The sequence below is a fragment of the Micromonospora sp. NPDC005298 genome (assembly GCF_040607375.1).
Lineage (GTDB): Bacteria > Actinomycetota > Actinomycetes > Mycobacteriales > Micromonosporaceae > Micromonospora.
The window spans coordinates 64939-82189 of sequence record NZ_JBEXGP010000002.1; the positions used below are offsets into that span (position 1 = coordinate 64939).

Genomic DNA, 17251 nt, shown 5'->3' on the forward strand with positions numbered 1-17251 from the left:
CCCGCCCGCGCAGGGATCAAGCCTGACCGCCCGGAGTGGGCGGGCTCCCCCGGAAAACCCAAGGCCGGTCACACCCCCTTGGGGTGCCAGACCGTCTTCGTCTCCAGCAGGGACGTCATCCGGGCCAGGCCCGGGTCGGCGGACCAGTCCTGCTCGGTCGGCGCCGGCCGGAGCACCCGCTTGAGGTTCTCCGCCGCCTTGACCTCCAGCTCGGTGGCCAGCTCGGTGTCGGTCACCCCGGTCAGGTCGATCGCGTTGACGTCCATGTGCGCGGCGAGGGTCGGCGCGGTCTCGGTGATCGCGCCGGTGAGGATGTTGACCACACCGCCGGGCAGGTCGGACGTGGCCAGCACCTCGGCCAGCGTCACCGCGGCGAGGGGCTCGGACGGCGACGCCGCCACCACCACCGTGTTGCCGCTGACGATCGCCGGGGCGATCACGCTGACCAGGCCGAGCAGCGCCGGGCGCTCCGGTGCGACCACGGCGACCACGCCTGTCGGCTCGGGCGCGGAGATGTTGAAGTACGGGCCGGCGACCGGGTTGGCGCCGCCGTACACCTGCGGGAGCTTGTCGGCCCAGCCGGCGTACCAGACCCAGCGGTCCACGGCCGCGTCCACCTCGTCGCCGGGGATGCCCAGGGCGACGAACTGCTCGCGGCGGCCCTCCAGCATCTCGGCGGCCCGGTAGAGGATCTGACCCCTGTTGTACGCGGTCGCGCCGGCCCAGCCCTTCACGGCGGCGCGGGCGGCGACCACCGCGTCGCGGGCGTCCTTGCGGGAGGCCAGTGACACATTCGAGGACTGCACGAGATACGACCGTCCCGACTCGCTGCGCGGGAACTTCCCGCCGATGAAGAGCTTGTACGTCTTGCGTACCGCGACCCGCTCAGACATTGAGGTAGCCCTCCAGCCCGTGCCGGCCGCCCTCGCGACCGTAGCCCGACTCCTTGTAGCCACCGAACGGCGAGGTGGGGTCGAACTTGTTGAACGTGTTGGCCCAGACGACGCCGGCGCGCAGCCGGTCGGCCATCCACAGGATCCGGGAGCCCTTGTCGGTCCAGATCCCCGCCGACAGCCCGTACGGCGTGTTGTTGGCCTTCTCGACGGCCTCGGCCGGGGTGCGGAAGGTGAGCACCGACAGCACCGGCCCGAAGATCTCCTCGCGGGCGATCCGGTGGGCCTGGGTGACGCCGGTGAAGATGGTCGGCGCGAACCAGAAGCCCTGCTCGGGCAGCTCGCACGGCGGTGACCAACGCTCGGCGCCCTCGGCGGAGCCCGCGTCGGACAGCTCGCGGATCCGCTCCAGCTGGGCGGCCGAGTTGATCGCCCCGACGTCGGTGTTCTTGTCCAGCGGGTCGCCGACGCGCAGCAGGGCCATCCGACGCTTCAGCGACTCCAGCACCCGGTCGGCGACGTTCTCCTGCACGAGAAGACGGGACCCGGCGCAGCAGACGTGTCCCTGGTTGAAGAAGATGCCGTTGACGATGCCCTCGACGGCCTGGTCGATCGGCGCGTCGTCGAAGACGATGTTGGCGGCCTTGCCGCCCAGCTCGAGGGTGAGCTTCTTGCGGGTGCCGGCGACGGACCGGGCGATGGCCCGACCGACCTCGGTGGAGCCGGTGAACGCGACCTTGTCCACGCCGGGGTGCTCGACGAGCGCGCGGCCGGTGTCGCCGGCGCCGGTGACGATGTTGACCACGCCGGCCGGCAGGTCGGCCTGCTGGCAGATCTCGGCGAACAGCAGCGCGGTCAGCGGGGTGGTCTCGGCGGGCTTGAGCACCACCGTGTTGCCCGCCGCGAGCGCCGGGGCGATCTTCCAGGCCAGCATGAGCAGCGGGAAGTTCCACGGGATGACCTGCGCGGCCACGCCGATCGGCTGCGGGTTCGGGCCGAACCCGGTGTACGGGAGCTTGTCCGCCCAGCCGGCGTAGTAGAAGAAGTGCGCGGCGACAAGCGGCAGGTCGACGTCCCGGGACTCCCGGATCGGCTTGCCGTTGTCCAGGGACTCCAGCACGGCCAGTTCGCGGGAGCGCTCCTGGATGAGGCGCGCGATCCGGTACAGGTACTTCGCCCGGTCGCGGCCCGGCATCGGACCCCAGACCTTGTCGTACGCCTTGCGGGCGGCGCGTACCGCACGCTCCACGTCCTCGGCGCCGGCCTCGGCGATCTCGGCGAGCACCTCCTCGGAGGCGGGGTTGATCGACTTGAAGCTGCCACCGTCGGTCGGGTCGACGAACGTACCGTCGATGAACAGCCCGTACGAGGGTTTGAGGTCCACCACCGAGCGGGACTCGGGGGCGGGGGCGTATTCGAACATCGGCTATCAGTCCAGGGTGAAGTAGTCGGGACCGGAGTAGGTGCCGGTCGTCAGCTTGGTGCGCTGCATCAGCAGGTCGTTGAGCAGGCTGGACGCGCCGAAGCGGAACCAGTCCGGGTCGAGCCAGTCCGGGCCGACGGTCTCGTTGACCATCACCAGGTACTTGATCGCGTCCTTGGTGGTCTTGATCCCGCCGGCCGGCTTCACGCCGACCTGCCGCCCGGTGGCCGCGCGGAAGTCGCGGACCGCCTCCAGCATCACCAGGGTCACCGGCAGCGTGGCCGCGACCGGGACCTTGCCGGTGGAGGTCTTGATGAAGTCGCCGCCGGCCAGCATGGCCAGCCACGAGGCGCGGCGCACGTTGTCGTAGGTCGCCAGTTCGCCGGTCTCCAGGATCACCTTGAGGTGGGCGTCCCCGGAGGCCTCCTTGGTGGCCACGATCTCGTCGTAGACCTCGGAGTAGCGCCCGGCCAGGAACGCACCCCGGTTGATCACCATGTCGATCTCGTCGGCGCCGGCCGCGACGGCGGCCCGGGTGTCGGCGAGCTTGATCTCCAGCGGTGCCTGACCGGACGGGAACGCGGTCGCCACGCTCGCCAGGTGCACGCCGCTTCCGCGCAGCACCTCGGCGACGTACGGGACCATGGCCGGGTAGACGCAGACCGCGCCGACGTGCGGGCAGGACGGGTCGGCCGGATCCGGACGCAGCGCCTTCGCGGCCAGCGCGCGCACCTTGCCCGGGGTGTCCGCCCCCTCCAGGGTGGTCAGGTCGACCATGCGGATCGCCAGGTCGATCGCCTGCGCCTTGGCGGTGGTCTTGATGGAGCGGGTGCCGAGCTGCGCCGCCCGCTGCTCCGCGCCGACCTGGTCCACGCCGGGCAGGCCGTGCAGGAAGGTCCGCAGAGCGGTCTCGGATCGTCCCAGCTCGGAGAGGTCCGACCGGGCCGACGTCGTTGTCGCCGTCATGCCCCGAAGTCTACGCACCGGAAGGCCGAGTGATCTTGGTCACGCCAGGCCGCCGCGACGTGAGCGGCGTCGCTGCACCGAGCGCGGCCGCACCGCAGCGCCGGGCGGACCGGTAGGTTGAGCGATCGTGGACGTACACGTCATTGACCACCCGCTGGCCCAGGCCCGGCTGACCGCCATGCGGGACGCGCGCACCGATTCGTCGACGTTTCGGGCGTCGCTGCACGAACTGACCACCATGCTGGTGTACGAGGCGGCGCGTTCCTTCCCCGTCGAGCGGTACCCGGTGCAGACGCCGGTCACCGGCACCGAGGGCACCCGGCTGGCCAACCCGCCGCTGCTGGTGCCGGTGCTGCGGGCCGGGCTGGGCATGGCGGACGCCGCGCTGGGCCTGCTGCCCGAGTCCTCGATGGGCTTCGTCGGCCTGGCCCGGGACGAGGAGACCTACGAGCCGCGCGCCTACATGGAGTCGCTGCCCCGGGACCTGGCCGGCCTGCCGGTGCTGGTGCTCGACCCGATGCTCGCCACCGGCGGCTCGCTGGAGCACTGCTGCCGGCTGCTCGCAGACCGGGGCTGCACCGACATCACCGTGCTCTGCGTCCTCGCCGCGCCCGTCGGCATCGAGCGCCTGGAACGCTCCGGTCTGCCGTTGCGCCTGGTCACGGCCTCGATCGACGAAGGGCTCAACGACCACAAGTTCATCGTCCCGGGCCTCGGCGACGCCGGTGACCGGCAGTTCGGCGGCATGCCCCGGTTCTGACGCGTCACCCCGGTCGGTGCCGGGTCCGGCGGGTCCGCGCGCGGTGTGGCGCGGACCCGCTAGCGTTTCCGGCCATGACTGGTGTAGCGCTCGCCGAGGAGCTGCTGCTCCTCGCCTACGACGACACGACCGGCAAGGCGACCATGCCGCGGATCAGCCTTGACCTCGGTATGGCCGCGGCGGTGCTGGTCGAGCTGGCGCTGGCCGGCCGGATCGCGTACGCCGACGGCTCCCTGACCGTGGTCGACCCGACGCCCACCGGCGAGCCGGTCGCCGACGAGGTGCTGGGCCGGATCGCCGCCGACACCCCGCACACGCCGGCCTCCTGGGTGCAGCGTCTGCGGCACGGCCTGCGCGACAGGATCCTCGGTGACCTGTGCACCCAGGGGGTGGTCCGGGACGTCGACGAGACCGAGTTGGGCTTCATCCACGTGCACCGCTATCCGGTGGTGGACACGTCCGTCGAGGCGGACACCCGCCAGCGGCTCACCGAGGCGCTGACCGGGGCGGCGGCCCCGGACGAGCGGACCGCCGCGCTGGCCACCCTGGTCGTGGTGCTGCGGATGGAGAACGCGCTGGGGGTGAGCGGCGAGACCGCCGCCGACGCCCGCCGCCGGTTGGAGGAGATCGCCACCGGCGCCGGGTTCTCCGGCGAGGTCAGCGCCGACGACTCGGTGGTCCGCCCGTCAGTGGGCCTGGTCGTCGCGGCCCTGGGCCGGGCCGTCGACCAGGCCCTCGGCCCGCGCCGCTGACCGCCGGGCCGACCCGCGCTGCGCGCCCTTTGCTCTGCACCCACCGAGGCACCACCGGCCGGCGGCCTACCGGTGCCTCCACGGGTGCAGAGCAAAGGGCTGAGGTGTCGTGGGTGGGTCCCGCCGAGGTCAGATGCCGAGAGCGGCGCCGACGTCGGCGCGCAGCGCGGCGACGGCCGAGGCCGCCCGGCTGCGGGCCGCCGCGACGTCACCGTCCACGACCGGTTCCACCACCTCCAGGTACGCCTTGAGCTTCGGCTCGGTCCCGGAGGGCCGGATCACCACCCGGGCCGCCGAGGTACGCAGGATCACCACGTCCGCCTCGGGAAGCAGGTCCTTGGCGCTGTCCACCGGCTGCCCCAGCAGGGTGGTGGGGGTGGCCGCCCGGATCCGGGCCATCGCGTCGGCGATCAGCCGTAGGTCGTCCACCCGGACGGAGAGCTGGTCGGTGTGGTGCACGCCGAACTCGGCGGCGATCTCGTCCAGCCGGTCGGTCAACGTACGACCCTGCGCCTTCAGGCCGGCGGCGAGCTCCGCCACCGTCAGCGCGGCAGTGATGCCGTCCTTGTCCCGCACGTGCTCCGGAGCGACGCAGTAGCCCAGCGCCTCCTCGTAGCCGAAGACCAGAGGCGCGCTCCCGCCGCCGGCCCGGACGATCCACTTGAAGCCGGTGAGCGTCTCGTCGTACGGCAGGCCCCGGGCCGCGCACATGGCCCGCAGCAGGGACGACGACACGATCGTCGTCGCGTACAGCCCGGTCACCCCGCGCCGCATCAGATGGTCGGCGAGCAGGACACCGACCTCGTCGCCGCGCAGCATCCGCCAACCGTCACGGCCGTCCCGGACGACCACGGCGCAGCGGTCCGCGTCCGGGTCGTTGGCGATGGCGAGATCCGCGCCGGTCGAGTCGGCCAGGGCGATCAGCCGGTCCACCGCGCCCGGCTCCTCCGGGTTGGGGAACGACACGGTGGGGAACGCCGGGTCCGGCTCGGCCTGGTCGGGCACCACCCCGGGCACCGGGAAACCGGCGCGGGCGAACGCTGCGGTGAGCACCGCGGCCCCCACGCCGTGCAGCGGGGTGTACGCCACGCTCAGGTCCCGCGACCCGTCCGGGTCGATCACCGCGGTCGCCCGCTCCACGTACGAGGCGACCAGATCGTCGCCGAGCACCTGACCGGGCGCGCCCAGCGGCACCCCGGACAGTGGGCCGACCGCCCGGATGGCGGCCTCGATGCCGGCGTCGGCCGGAGGCACGATCTGTGCTCCCGCGCCCAGCTCACCGCCCAGCTCGGCACCGAGGTAGACCTTGTAGCCGTTGTCCTGCGGCGGGTTGTGGCTGGCCGTCACCATCACGCCGGCGACCCCGCCAAGCTTGCGCACCGCGTACGCCAGGACCGGGGTGGGCAGCGGCCGGGGCAGCAGCAGCGCGGGGCGGCCGGCCCCGGTGGCCACCTGGGCGGTGCGCTCGGCGAACTGGCGGGAACCGTGCCGGGCGTCGTACCCGATCACCAGGGGGCCGGTGCCGCCCTGGGCGGCGAGCCAGTCGACCAGGCCGGCGGCGGCCCGGGTGACCACGGCCAGGTTCATGCCGTTCGGGCCGGCGCGCAGCGGGCCGCGCAGGCCGGCGGTGCCGAAGGTGAGTGGGCCGGCGAACCGGTCGGCCAGGTCCGGGGCGCTCGACGGCAGCGCGTCGAGCACCGCCGTCAGCTCGTCCCGGCTGGCCGGGTCGGGGTCGTCGGCCAGCCAGCGCCGGGCTTGTTCGCGAATGTCGTCGATGTCAGTGCTGTCCGCCGCCATGCCCCTTGATAGCACGGCGGCGGATCATCCCTGTCGGTTCCCTCCGGCTCAGCCGTCCCCGGTGAGCTGGAATGTGCGCACCATCTCGTCGAAGATCGGCTTGCTCTCGGCGAACTTGGTGTCGGTGGCGGTCAGGTAGAACGAGTACGCCTTGCCGCCCTGCGCCACACCCCGCCAGACGCCGTGCCGCATCGCGTCGCCCTCGCCGCAGGTGTACTCGAATTCGGCGGCCGGCTTGCTGGCCAGCTCCGTCTCCGTGGCGCTGATCTGGGCGTACGGCTTGACGCAGGAGGTGCTCTTGGTCTTGAGGCCGTTCTCGGCGGTCTCCGCCCACCGCGTGGAGCTGCTGGACCACTTCTCGGTGATGATGCGGACCTTGCGGCCGCTGTCCTGCGGGTCGATGTAGTCGGTGTACGAACCGCCGGTGGCCTTCTTCCAGCCCTTGGGCACCATGACCTGGATGCCCCGGCCGGCGTGCTCCTGCATCTCGACGCCGGGGACCGCGGCGCCGGACGGGGAGGGCTGCGCCTGCGGGGCGATCGGAGCGGGATCGTCGCCGCCGGACAGCGCCACCACGGTGATCAGCAGCACGACGGCCAGGCCGCCGGCGGCGGCGAGCTGGACCTTGCGCGGCCAACCCTTGACCGTGCCGACGAGCCGACCCCCGGTGGCGCGGGCCTTGTCGAGCGGGCTGCCGCCGGACGGGGCGGGCGTCGTCCACGGCTGCCCGGTGCCCGGCACCGACCACTGGTTGCCGCCGCCGTAGGTGCCGCCGACCCGCTGGGTGGCGTCCGGCGCGGAGCCGTATCCGACCCGCTGGGTGGCGTCCGGCGCGGAGCCGTACCCGACCTGCTGGGTGGCGTCGGACGGGGCGCCGTAGTTGACCCGCTGGGTGGCGTCCGCGTTGCCGCCGTAGGTACGGCCGATGGCGGGTCGCCCGGGAGTGGGCATCGCGCCGGTCGGCGTGTGCAGGGGGCCGGACAGCGCGTCGGCGCTGGTCTCGTCCAGCCCACTGGCGCTGGCGGGGGCGGCCGGCTGCGGGCGTTCGCCGCGACGCAGCGCCGCCAGGCGGTCGGTCAGAGACTCGTCGGCGGCCAGCATCGCCCGGCCGCCGATCTGGTTGTCCGGCTTCGGCTCCGGCTGCGCCGGCTGGTGTACGGGTGCGGGGCGTTGCTGCACCGGCACCACGGCGTACGGGTCGGTGACCGAGTGGACGGCGGTGGCGGTGCTGCCCAGCGGGCCGGCGAGCAGCTCACGCAGCATCGCCCGGGAGGTGTGCACGTCCAGCCGGCGCGCCGGGTCCTTCTCCAGCAGACCCATCAGCACCCGGGTCAGCGGGCCGCTGCGCTGCGGCGGGGCGGGCGGGTCCTCGACCACGGCGTGCATGGTCTCGATCGGGTCGCCCTTGTCGAACGGCGGTCGCCCCTCGACCGCCGTGTAAAGGGTCACACCAAGCGAGAACAGGTCGCTCGGAGGGCCGAACTCCTGGCCCATGGCCCGCTCCGGCGAGATGAAGTGTGGCGAGCCGAGCACCATGCCGGGGGTGGTGAGCTGAACGTCGGTGGGCATCCGGGCGACACCGAAGTCGGTCAGCACGCAGCGCCCGTCGGTGCAGATCAGCACATTTGCCGGCTTGACGTCGCGGTGCAGCACGCCGATCGCGTGCGCCACCTCCAGCGCCCCGAGCAGCGCGATGCCGATCTTGGCGACGGCGCGGGGCGCGACCGGCCCGTCCTCGATCACCATGTCGGCGAGGCTGCGCGCGTCCAGCAGCTCCATCACGATCCACGGGCGACCGGCCTCGGTGACCACGTCGTACACCTGCACCACCGCCGGGTGCTGGATGGCGGCGGCGGCGCGGGCCTCGCGCAGGGTGCGTTCGTACATGGCGTCGCGGTCGCTGGGGGCCAGCCCCGGGGGCAGGACGACCTCCTTGACCGCCACGTCGCGGCGCAGCAGGGTGTCTGTGGCGCGCCAGACCGTACCCATGCCGCCGTTGCCCACCGAGGACCGCAGCGAGTACCGGTCACCGATGGTGGTGCCGGGTGCTGCGCGGCCGTTGGCGGGACTGACTGGTCCGCCGCTCCACGTCGGGATCTGAGTCACAGAAAAGCCACCGGGGGAAATCGAGGGGGCTGGGACACAACCCCCCTATCTTGCTGGGTCCGACGCCCGATATGAAAGCCGACGCGACGGGCGTTTATCGAAGTCGACAGAACGTGCCCTGTCGTTCACCTCCTGTCGACCGGTCCGGACGCACTGTGCGGTATCCCTCACCCGACGGCACGCCCATCCGTCCTACCATCCGGGGATGAGCGAACGGCGGTCAAGCGAGTCCGGGTTTCCGATCAAGGGCGTCTACACGGGTGCCGACCTTCCGGAGGACCTGGACTCCCGGCTGGGCGGCCCGGGCGAGTTCCCGTACACCCGGGGCGTCTACCCCACCATGTACACCTCCCGCCCGTGGACCATGCGCCAGTACGCCGGCTTCGGCACCGCCACCGAGTCCAACGCGCGGTACCACCAGCTGCTGCGGGCCGGCACCATGGGCCTGTCGGTCGCCTTCGACCTGCCGACCCAGATGGGCTACGACTCCGACGAGCCGATCGCGCACGGCGAGGTCGGCAAGGTTGGCGTGGCCATCGACTCCATTGAGGACATGCGGCTGCTCTTCGCCGACATCCCGCTGGACAAGGTGTCCACCTCGATGACCATCAACGCGCCCGGTTCGGTGCTGCTGCTGCTCTACCAGCTCGTCGCCGAGGAGAACGGGGTGCCCGGCTCGGCCCTCAACGGCACCATCCAGAACGACATCCTCAAGGAGTACATCGCCCGGGGGACGTACATCTTCCCGCCGAAGCCGTCGCTGCGCCTGGTGGCCGACACGTTCGCGTACTGCCGCAAGGAGGTGCCGAAGTGGAACACGATCTCCATCTCCGGCTACCACATGGCCGAGGCCGGCGCGACGCCCGCGCAGGAGATCGCGTTCACCCTGGCCAACGGCGTGGAGTACGTGCGGGCGGCGCTGGCCGCCGGGCTCGCCGTGGACGACTTCGCGCCCCGGCTGTCGTTCTTCTTCGTGGCCCGCACCACGCTGCTGGAGGAGGTGGCGAAGTTCCGCGCCGCCCGGCGGATCTGGGCCCGGCTGATGCGTGACGACTTCGGCGCCAAGGATCCGAAGTCGATGATGCTGCGGTTCCACACCCAGACCGCAGGCGTGCAGCTCACCGCGCAGCAGCCCGAGGTCAACCTGGTCCGGGTGGCGGTGCAGGGGCTGGGCGCGGTGCTCGGCGGCACCCAGTCGCTGCACACCAACAGCTTCGACGAGGCCATCGCGCTGCCCACCGAGAAGGCCGCCCGGCTCGCGCTGCGGACCCAGCAGGTGCTGGCGTACGAGACGGACCTGACCGCCACCGTCGACCCGTTCGCCGGCTCGTACGTGGTGGAGGCGATGACCGCCGAGATCGAGGCCGCCGCCCTGGAGCTGATGGAGCGGGTGGCGGACCACGGGTCGGCGGTGGACGCCATCGAGGCCGGGTTCCAGAAGCGGGAGATCGAGCAGTCCGCGTACCGGATCGCCCAGGAGATCGACTCGGGCGAGCGGGTGGTGGTCGGGCTCAACCGGTTCACGGTGGACGAGGAGGAGCCGTACGAGCCGCTGCGGGTCGACCCGACGATCGAGGCGGCGCAGGCCGAGCGGCTGGCGCGGCTGCGCGCCGAGCGGGACGTCGACGCGGTGGCGCGGGCGCTCGCCGACCTGCGGGCCGCCGCCGACGGTACGGACAACGTCCTGTACCCGATGAAGGAGGCGCTGCGGGCCCGCGCCACGGTCGGCGAGGTCTGCGGAACCCTGCGCGAGGTGTGGGGGCTGTACCGGCCGACCGATCGTTTCTGATCGTACTTCTGTCGTTTTCCCAGTTCAGAGGGTGTTTGCGGGCTTCGGTCGAGCTACCGTCGAGGGCGGAACCCGGGGGCGGCGCGGCCCGGTTGCGGGTGTTCGCGGTGTGCCCCTCGCTGTTTGCGGGTAGTTCGACCGGGTCGTCGGAACGCACACCGTGTGCGGTGGCGGCGGTCGCCTGCGTGTGAGCGTCTTTCCGGCTCGTTGCGGAGCGTGGTCGGCTAATTGTCGGAGTGTCAGTTCATCACCCCGACTAATGCGACAATTCGCAACAGGGGCCGGTGGTCGGCACCGAGATTCGTGACCGCCGGGATCGGTTACGCGTTGTAGGAGGTGAGGGGCGGATGACGGCCTTCGACCGCGATCTACCTGCTGTCCCGCACCTCTCCGAGCGCGCTCAGCAGGGCATACGTGACGCTGCGCGGTCCGATCATTACCGGAACGAGGTTGCGCAGCGTCACCGCCGGAGGTCTAGGCTGTCTGCTGTTCCCGATGATCCATCCATTTCTAGTGATCGAGAATTCGACGTGACGAGTGCGTTGACGCTGCCCACCGGCAGCCAGCTGGCGTCGTCCTGGCCGGAGCCGCCGCCCGGGTCCCAGCCGCTGCCCCGCGACCTGGACCACCTCCTGGCGCTCCGGGTACCCGGGCTGATCGCCACGCGCCGTCACATCCACTCACACCCGGAGTTGTCCGGTACGGAGTTCGAGACGGCCGCCCTGATCGCGCGGGAGCTGTCCCTGGCCGGTCTGCAACCCCGGCTCCTGCCCAAGGGCAACGGCGTGATCTGCGACATCGACGGGCGCCCCGACGGCCCGGTCGTCGCGCTGCGCGCCGACATCGACGCCCTGCCGCTCGACGACTCCAAGGACGTGCCGTACCGGTCCACCGTGGAGGGTGTCTGCCACGCCTGCGGCCACGACGTGCACACCACGATCATGCTCGGCGTCGGCATGCTGCTGGCCCAGCTCGCCGACCTCGGTGAGCTGGACGGCCGCGTCCGGCTCATCTTCCAGCCGGCCGAGGAGATCCTGCCCTGCGGTTCGCTGGAGGTCATCGAGGCCGGTGGCCTGGACGACGTGGTGCAGATCTTCGCCCTGCACTGTGACCCGAACCTGCCGGTGGGTCAGGTCGGCCTGCGGGTCGGCCCGATCACCGCGGCCGCCGACAACGTCACCGTCCGGCTCTCCGGCCCCGGCGGGCACACCGCCCGTCCGCACCTGACCGTCGACCTGGTCGACGCGCTCGGTCGGCTGATCACCGAGGTGCCCGCCCTGGTCAGCCGCCGGGTGCCGGCCAACAGCGGCCTGCTGCTGGTCTTCGGCCACGCCTCGGCCGGCACCCGCTACAACGTCATCCCGTCCGAGGCCAGCGCGTCCGGCACCCTGCGGGTGATGGACCGCGACACCTGGGAGCAGGCCCCCAAGATCGTCGCTCAGGTGGTCCGGGACGTGATCGCCCCGACCGGCGCGACAGTCGACCTGGAGTACCTGCGCGGCCGGCCGCCGGTGTGCAACGACTCCCGGGCCATCCAGGTGCTGACCGCCGCCACCGGCGCGGCCCTCGGCCCGGAGGGGATCGCCGAGACGCCCCAGAGCATGGGTGGCGAGGACTTCTCCTGGTACCTGGAGTACGTCCCCGGCGCCCTCGCCCGCCTCGGCGTTGGCCGCTCCGGCCCCAACGTCGACCTGCACCGGGCGTCGTTCGACGTGGACGAGGGAGCCATCCCGGCCGGCGTACGCGTCATGGTGCAGACCGCGCTGCGGGCACTGGCGGCGGCGCGCTGACCGGAGCGACGAGGGCCGGTGACTTCCGCCGCCGTCGCAGCACCACCAGCAGCAGCGCCAGCGGAACGCCGAGCGCCACCAGCCATGGCAGCAGCGCGCCCAGCACCGTCAGCAGGACGGTCATCGAGACGACGAACGCCTTCCAGCCGTCCCTGAGCCCGACCAGGAAGCCGGTCTCGGCCTCCTCCTCGCTGGTCTTCGCCGCCGGCCCGGCCAGCGACACGGTGACCGTGGACAGGGCGGTCAGGTCGGCGAGGCGTCGTTTCTTGGCCTCCAGCGAGGCCAGATCGGCCTCCCGGCGACCCAGCTCGTTCTCCAACGACACCAGGTCGGTGATCGAGGTGGCGCGGGCCAGCAACCGGCGGGCGCTGTCCACCCGGGCACGCTGACTGGTGATCCGGGCGTCCAGGTCGACGGTCTCCTCGGTGACGTCCTGGGTGCTGATCTCCCGGCTCTGCTGCCGGCCGAGCTTCGCGATCTCGTCCACCACGCCTGTGAACTTCGCCGCCGGTACGCGCAGCTCCAACTCCGCCACCGCGTCGGCGTCGGCGCTGCGCCGCTGGTCGCCGCCGATGAAGCCACCGGCCCGGGTGGCCACGGCGGTGACCTCGCGGGCGGCGGCGTCCACATCGTCCACCTGCACCCGCATCGCTCCGGTGTAGATGATCGCCCGCTGGTCGACCCGCAGGTCCGGTGCGCCGGCCCCGGCCGCCTCCGGTGCGCCCGCGGCGGCGTCCCGGCCCGCCTCGCCGGCGACGGCCGGCGCCTTGGCCGCCGAATCCGCGGTGTCCCGTGCCCCGCTGTCGTCGGCGCCGCACCCCGCCACGGCCAGCGCCGCCGCCAGTGTCGTCACCGCCAGCAGCGTGCCGCGGCGTCGTCCCTCCCGTTTGTCCATCCCCGCTCCCATCGTTGTCAGCCGGTGTGCCGATACCTCGGACGCGACGCGCGCCACGGCTGGTTCCGGCAGACTGCGCTGAGGACGTCACGATTCGATAATCGAGGAGTCACGATGCGGCTCACCAAGTACGCCCACTCCTGCCTCCGGGTGGAACACGACGGCGGGGTGCTCGTCGTCGACCCCGGCATGTTCAGCGACCCGGCGGTGGCACTGGACGGCGCGGACGCGGTGCTGATCACCCACCAACATCCCGACCACCTCGACCTGGCGGCGGTGCGTCTGCAACTCGACCGGCGGCCGTTCCCGATCCACGGGCCCGCCTCGCTCGCCAGCACCCTCGGCGACGCGGCGGAGGCGCTGCACCCGGTCACGACTGGCGAGTCGTTCACCGCCGCGGGTGTCGCCGTCCGCGCATACGGCGGCAAGCACGCGGTGATCCACCCGGACCTTCCGGTGATCGACAACCTCGGTTACCTGATCAACGATGCGGTCTACCACCCGGGTGACGCCCTCGTGGTGCCGGACGAGACACCCGTCGACACGCTCTTCGCGCCGATCCACGCCCCCTGGTCGAAGTTCTCCGAGGTGCTCGACTTCATCCGGGCGGTCGCACCCCGGCGCGCGTACGCCCTGCACGACGGGCTGCTCAACGACAACGGGCTGGCCCTGCTCAACCGGCAGTACACGGCGATGTCCGGCACCGAGTACCAGCGGCTGGAGCCCGGCAGCCGGGTGGACGTCTGAGCGATGCCCGGCCCCTCCCCGGAGCTGGTGCGACAGCTCTACCGCATCCCGCCGGACCGGTTCGTGGCCGCGCGGGACGCGGCCGTGGCCGAGGCCCGGCGGGCCGGCGATCCGGCGACCGCCAGGCAGGTGGCGCGGCTGCGTCGCCCCACGGTGGCCGCCTGGCTGGTGAACCTGCTCGCCATCAAGCGTCCCGAACTGGTCGCCGACCTGGTGCAGCTCGCCGACGCGCTGCGCTCGGCCCAGCGGGAACTGCGCGGGCCCCGACTGCGGGAGCTGTCCGCCCAACGCCGGGCCGTGGTCGGTGCCCTCGTCGCCGAGGTCCGCAAGCTGGCCGCGGCGGAGCCCGACGCGCCGCCGGTCGGCAGGCTGCCACTGGCCGAGGTGGAGGCCACGCTCAACGCGGCGCTGTCCGACGCCGAGGTCGCCGAACAGGTCCGGGCCGGCCGCCTGATCCGCTCGGCCACGTACGCCGGTTTCGGCGAGGTGCCCCGACCCCAGCTCCGGCTGGTCACCGGCCCGGACGAGAAGGCGGAACGTCCGTCCCGCCGACCGGCGGCCCAGCGCGGACACACCGAGGCGACCCCGGACCGTGCCGCCGATCGGGCCGCCGAGCGTGCCGAACGGGCCGCCCGCGCCGAACGGGACCGGCAGCGCCGGGCGCTGGACCGGGAACTGGCCAAGGCGCGGGCCGACCAGCAGCGGGCCGAGACCGAACTGGCCGAGGCGGGCGGGCAGGAGCAGGCCGGCGCCGAGGCGCTGGACACCATCGAGGCCGAGCTGGCCGAGTTGGAGCGCCGACGGGCGGTCGCCGAACAGGACCTCAGCCGGGCCAAACTCGCCCGCCGTGCGGCCGAGCGGGCGGTCACCGTGGCCCGCCGGCGTGCCGGCGAGGTCGAGGCGGCGGTCGAGGCGTTGGCGGCCGAAGAGGGGACTGCGGACTCCGGCGGCGGCGCGGCAGACTGACATCGATGGACGACGACGAACGGGCGGCAGGTCCGGGCCGGAGCAGGCCGGGGCGGACGCTCGGATGACACCGGAGCAGGTCGCCGCCGCCAGCAAGCCCGTCGTGCTCGACCTGGGCGACGCGTTCAGCCGGGACCCGGCGACCCTGCGTCGGGCCCGGCTGCTCGGCATCTCCGGCTGGGCGTTCTACATCAGCGGGCGGGCCGGCGCGCTCGGCGACGTCCGGGCCGAGACGGCCGCCGCCGCCCTCGGCTTCATCGCCCCGGACGCGGTCGCCGACGGCTGGGACGCCGCCGGTCGGGTCGTCCCGCCGTTCGAGGTGGCCGCCGCGAGCCTCGCCGAGTGCTGCCGGTGGGGAGCGCAGCAGCTCGGCGGCCTGCCCGGGGCCGAGCGCCTGGCGACACTCGTCGAGCGGTCGGTGGTCGCCGCGGAGGCGAGCGCGATGCCGCTCTTCGCCGCGTGGCGGGCCATGCCCCTACCGGACCTCTCGACGGGCGCCCGAACCGCCGCCGGGCTGCGGCTTCTGCGCGAACACTTCACCGGCGCGTACCTGCTGGCCGTGCGCGCCGCCGGGATGACCCCGCTGGAGGCGGTGCTGGCCGGGCCGGAGGGGGAAGGCGGCGCGGTGGCCTGCGGCTGGTCGCCCCCGTACCCGCCGATCGGCCCGCTGGTACGTCGACGGCTGTGGGCCGAGGCGGTGACCAACCGGTTGGCCGCGCCGGCGTTCGCGGCGCTCGGCCCCGCCGACGGCGCCGAGTTGGCGGAGCTGCTGCACCGCACCCGGGCGGCCCTCGCCTGAGCCCCGGGCCGCCGAGAAAATGGGCGGCGCCGGCCGGGGGCGGCTGCCAGGATGTTCTGCCGTGACCCTTCCCGCTGGCTGGACGACGCGTAGGCCCACCCTCGACGACGTGCCCGCGATCCTGGCGGTCGTGCACGCCGCCGACACCTTCGCCATCGGTCATCCCGACTTCGACGCCGAGGACGTCGTGGCGTCGCTGACCGCCTCCTACTTCGACCCGACCCGCGACTCCTGGCTGGCGGTCGACCCGGACGGCACGGTGGTCGGCTGGGCGACCGTGGACAACCCGACCGGGGTCGGCCGGGAGTTCGTGGAGGTCTACGTCGACCCGGTACGCGCCGCGACGGTCCGGGCGCCGCTGCTGGCCCGACAACTGGACCGGGTCGCCGAGCGCGCCGCCGAGCGGGGGCTGCCGTCGCTCACCGTCCGCTGCACGGTCTGCGCGCCGGAACGCCACTGGGAGCGGTACCTGCGGGAGGCCGGTTTCACCCGGGCCAAGCGGTACGTCCGGATGAGCCGGCCGCTGGCCGACCTGCCCGACGAGCCGGCGGCCCCGCCCGGCGTGCGGGTGCGGCCGGTACGCCCCGACGACGAGGCCGACCTGCGGGAGTTCCACCGCATCCACGAGTCGGCCTTCGCCGACACCCCGGATCACGAGCCGCTGCCCTACGACCGGTGGCGGGCCCGGATCGGTGATCTGACCGCCTGGGACGAGTGGCTGGTCGCCGAGGTGGACGGGGTGCCCGCCGGGGCGTTGCAGTCCTCGGACCAGGCGCTCGACCAGCAGGAGGGCTGGGTGAAGAAGCTGTCGGTGCTGTCCGCGTACCGTCGGCGGGGTGTGGGTGCGGCGTTGCTGCGCCGCGCCTTCGCCCGCTACGCCGCGAAGGGTCGACGCTCGGCCGGCCTGGGCGTCGATCTGACCAACCCGACCGCGCCGCTGTCGCTGTACGAGTCGGTGGGCCTGCGGGAGACCCTGTGGACCGACATGTACGAGCGTGTCGTCCCGGCCGCCGGTGTGTGATTGACGACGCCGGTGGGGCCCGACGGAAGCGCCGATCGGTGACGGTTGCAGACTGGGGGCGTGGGATACGCGCTACGCGGACGCGGTGCCGGTGGGGCGGGACCGCAGCTCGTTGACGTAGTCGTCCGGGGCGCCCGCCTTCTCGGCGGCGTTCGCGATCTCCGAGAGATACCACGACGTGGGAAGGCCACCCTCGTACCCGTCGAACACGTAGATCCACGCGGTCACGTCGCCGTCGAGGGTGGAGACCCGCACGTGCAGCTTGCGGTACGTGCCGGCGGTGGCCCCCTCCAGCTCGTCGAGCTGGGCCGCGTCGTACGGGTGGATGTCGTAGATCGCGACGAACACCCGGTCACCGGGGGACTCGACGAGGGTGCTGACCGCGCCCTCCCAGCCGATGACGTCCTCCCCGGCGAAGGTCAGCCGCCACCCCTCCAGCCAGCCGGTACCCACCATCGGCGAGTGCGGGCAGTAGGCGCGCATCCGGGCGGGATCCAGGTTTGAGCCGTAGGCGGCGTGATGACCCACGGCGATGACGATAGCCCGG

General features: G+C 72.8%; 15 protein-coding genes. 8 read left to right on the top strand and 7 right to left on the bottom strand.

The features are described from left to right. Positions 1-68: 68 nt before the first annotated feature. The 3 genes from ABZS77_RS04940 to deoC are packed head-to-tail and all read right to left on the bottom strand — an operon-like array spanning position 69 to position 3282. Positions 69-893, bottom strand: coding sequence for an aldehyde dehydrogenase family protein (locus ABZS77_RS04940; protein WP_354817363.1), 825 nt, complete (start codon positions 891-893; stop codon positions 69-71). Further along, positions 886-2316: an aldehyde dehydrogenase family protein gene (locus ABZS77_RS04945; protein ID WP_354817366.1), complete on the bottom strand. Its 1431-nt coding sequence runs from the start codon at positions 2314-2316 to the stop codon at positions 886-888. The genes ABZS77_RS04940 and ABZS77_RS04945 overlap by 8 nt, the downstream gene beginning before the upstream one ends. A gap of 6 nt (positions 2317-2322) precedes the next feature. Further along, the gene (gene deoC / locus ABZS77_RS04950; protein ID WP_354817369.1) at positions 2323-3282 is read right to left on the bottom strand and encodes a deoxyribose-phosphate aldolase; all 960 of its coding nucleotides are present in this window, start codon (positions 3280-3282) and stop codon (positions 2323-2325) included. A 127-nt stretch (positions 3283-3409) separates the two neighbouring features. Here deoC and upp point away from each other — a divergent pair, with 127 nt between their 5' ends. Both upp and ABZS77_RS04960 read left to right on the top strand, forming a co-directional pair. Further along, on the top strand, positions 3410-4042 hold the full coding sequence (gene upp, locus ABZS77_RS04955) for a uracil phosphoribosyltransferase (RefSeq protein WP_354817372.1): 633 nt from the start codon (positions 3410-3412) through the stop codon (positions 4040-4042). 74 nt (positions 4043-4116) lie between these two features. After that, positions 4117-4794, top strand: a complete 678-nt coding sequence (locus ABZS77_RS04960) for a GPP34 family phosphoprotein (RefSeq protein WP_354817375.1) — start codon at positions 4117-4119, stop codon at positions 4792-4794. A gap of 129 nt (positions 4795-4923) precedes the next feature. Here ABZS77_RS04960 and ABZS77_RS04965 read toward each other — a convergent pair whose 3' ends face one another. Both ABZS77_RS04965 and ABZS77_RS04970 read right to left on the bottom strand, forming a co-directional pair. Then, complete coding sequence (locus ABZS77_RS04965; protein WP_354817378.1) at positions 4924-6591, bottom strand: phospho-sugar mutase; 1668 nt, start codon at positions 6589-6591, stop codon at positions 4924-4926. A gap of 48 nt (positions 6592-6639) precedes the next feature. Further along, positions 6640-8697, bottom strand: coding sequence for a protein kinase (locus ABZS77_RS04970; protein ID WP_354817381.1), 2058 nt, complete (start codon positions 8695-8697; stop codon positions 6640-6642). Positions 8698-8902: 205 nt separating this feature from the next. Here ABZS77_RS04970 and ABZS77_RS04975 point away from each other — a divergent pair, with 205 nt between their 5' ends. Beyond that, entirely contained in the window at positions 8903-10486 is a 1584-nt protein-coding gene (locus tag ABZS77_RS04975; RefSeq protein ID WP_354817384.1) for a methylmalonyl-CoA mutase family protein, read from the top strand. 530 nt (positions 10487-11016) lie between these two features. Beyond that, positions 11017-12276: an amidohydrolase gene (locus tag ABZS77_RS04980; protein WP_354817387.1), complete on the top strand. Its 1260-nt coding sequence runs from the start codon at positions 11017-11019 to the stop codon at positions 12274-12276. On the opposite strand, the gene ABZS77_RS04985 is transcribed toward ABZS77_RS04980, so the two are convergent. Continuing rightward, a complete protein-coding gene (locus ABZS77_RS04985) occupies positions 12233-13192 on the bottom strand; it encodes a DUF4349 domain-containing protein (RefSeq protein ID WP_354819525.1) in 960 nt (319 codons plus the stop codon). The two genes, ABZS77_RS04980 and ABZS77_RS04985, sit on opposite strands and share 44 nt — an antisense overlap. 93 nt (positions 13193-13285) lie before the next feature. On the opposite strand from ABZS77_RS04985, the gene ABZS77_RS04990 reads away from it, so the two are divergent. From ABZS77_RS04990 to ABZS77_RS05005, 4 genes are all read left to right on the top strand, one after another. Beyond that, positions 13286-13918: an MBL fold metallo-hydrolase gene (locus ABZS77_RS04990; RefSeq protein WP_354817390.1), complete on the top strand. Its 633-nt coding sequence runs from the start codon at positions 13286-13288 to the stop codon at positions 13916-13918. Between the two features lie 3 nt (positions 13919-13921). Then, on the top strand, positions 13922-14884 hold the full coding sequence (locus tag ABZS77_RS04995) for a hypothetical protein (protein ID WP_354817393.1): 963 nt from the start codon (positions 13922-13924) through the stop codon (positions 14882-14884). A gap of 64 nt (positions 14885-14948) precedes the next feature. Next, entirely contained in the window at positions 14949-15683 is a 735-nt protein-coding gene (locus ABZS77_RS05000) for a hypothetical protein (RefSeq protein WP_354817396.1), read from the top strand. Between the two features lie 61 nt (positions 15684-15744). After that, complete coding sequence (locus ABZS77_RS05005) at positions 15745-16704, top strand: GNAT family N-acetyltransferase (RefSeq protein WP_354817399.1); 960 nt, start codon at positions 15745-15747, stop codon at positions 16702-16704. Positions 16705-16776: 72 nt separating this feature from the next. Here the strand turns inward: ABZS77_RS05005 and ABZS77_RS05010 are convergent, their stop codons facing one another. Further along, the gene (locus tag ABZS77_RS05010; RefSeq protein WP_354817402.1) at positions 16777-17232 is read right to left on the bottom strand and encodes a gamma-glutamylcyclotransferase; all 456 of its coding nucleotides are present in this window, start codon (positions 17230-17232) and stop codon (positions 16777-16779) included. Positions 17233-17251 lie beyond the last annotated feature (19 nt).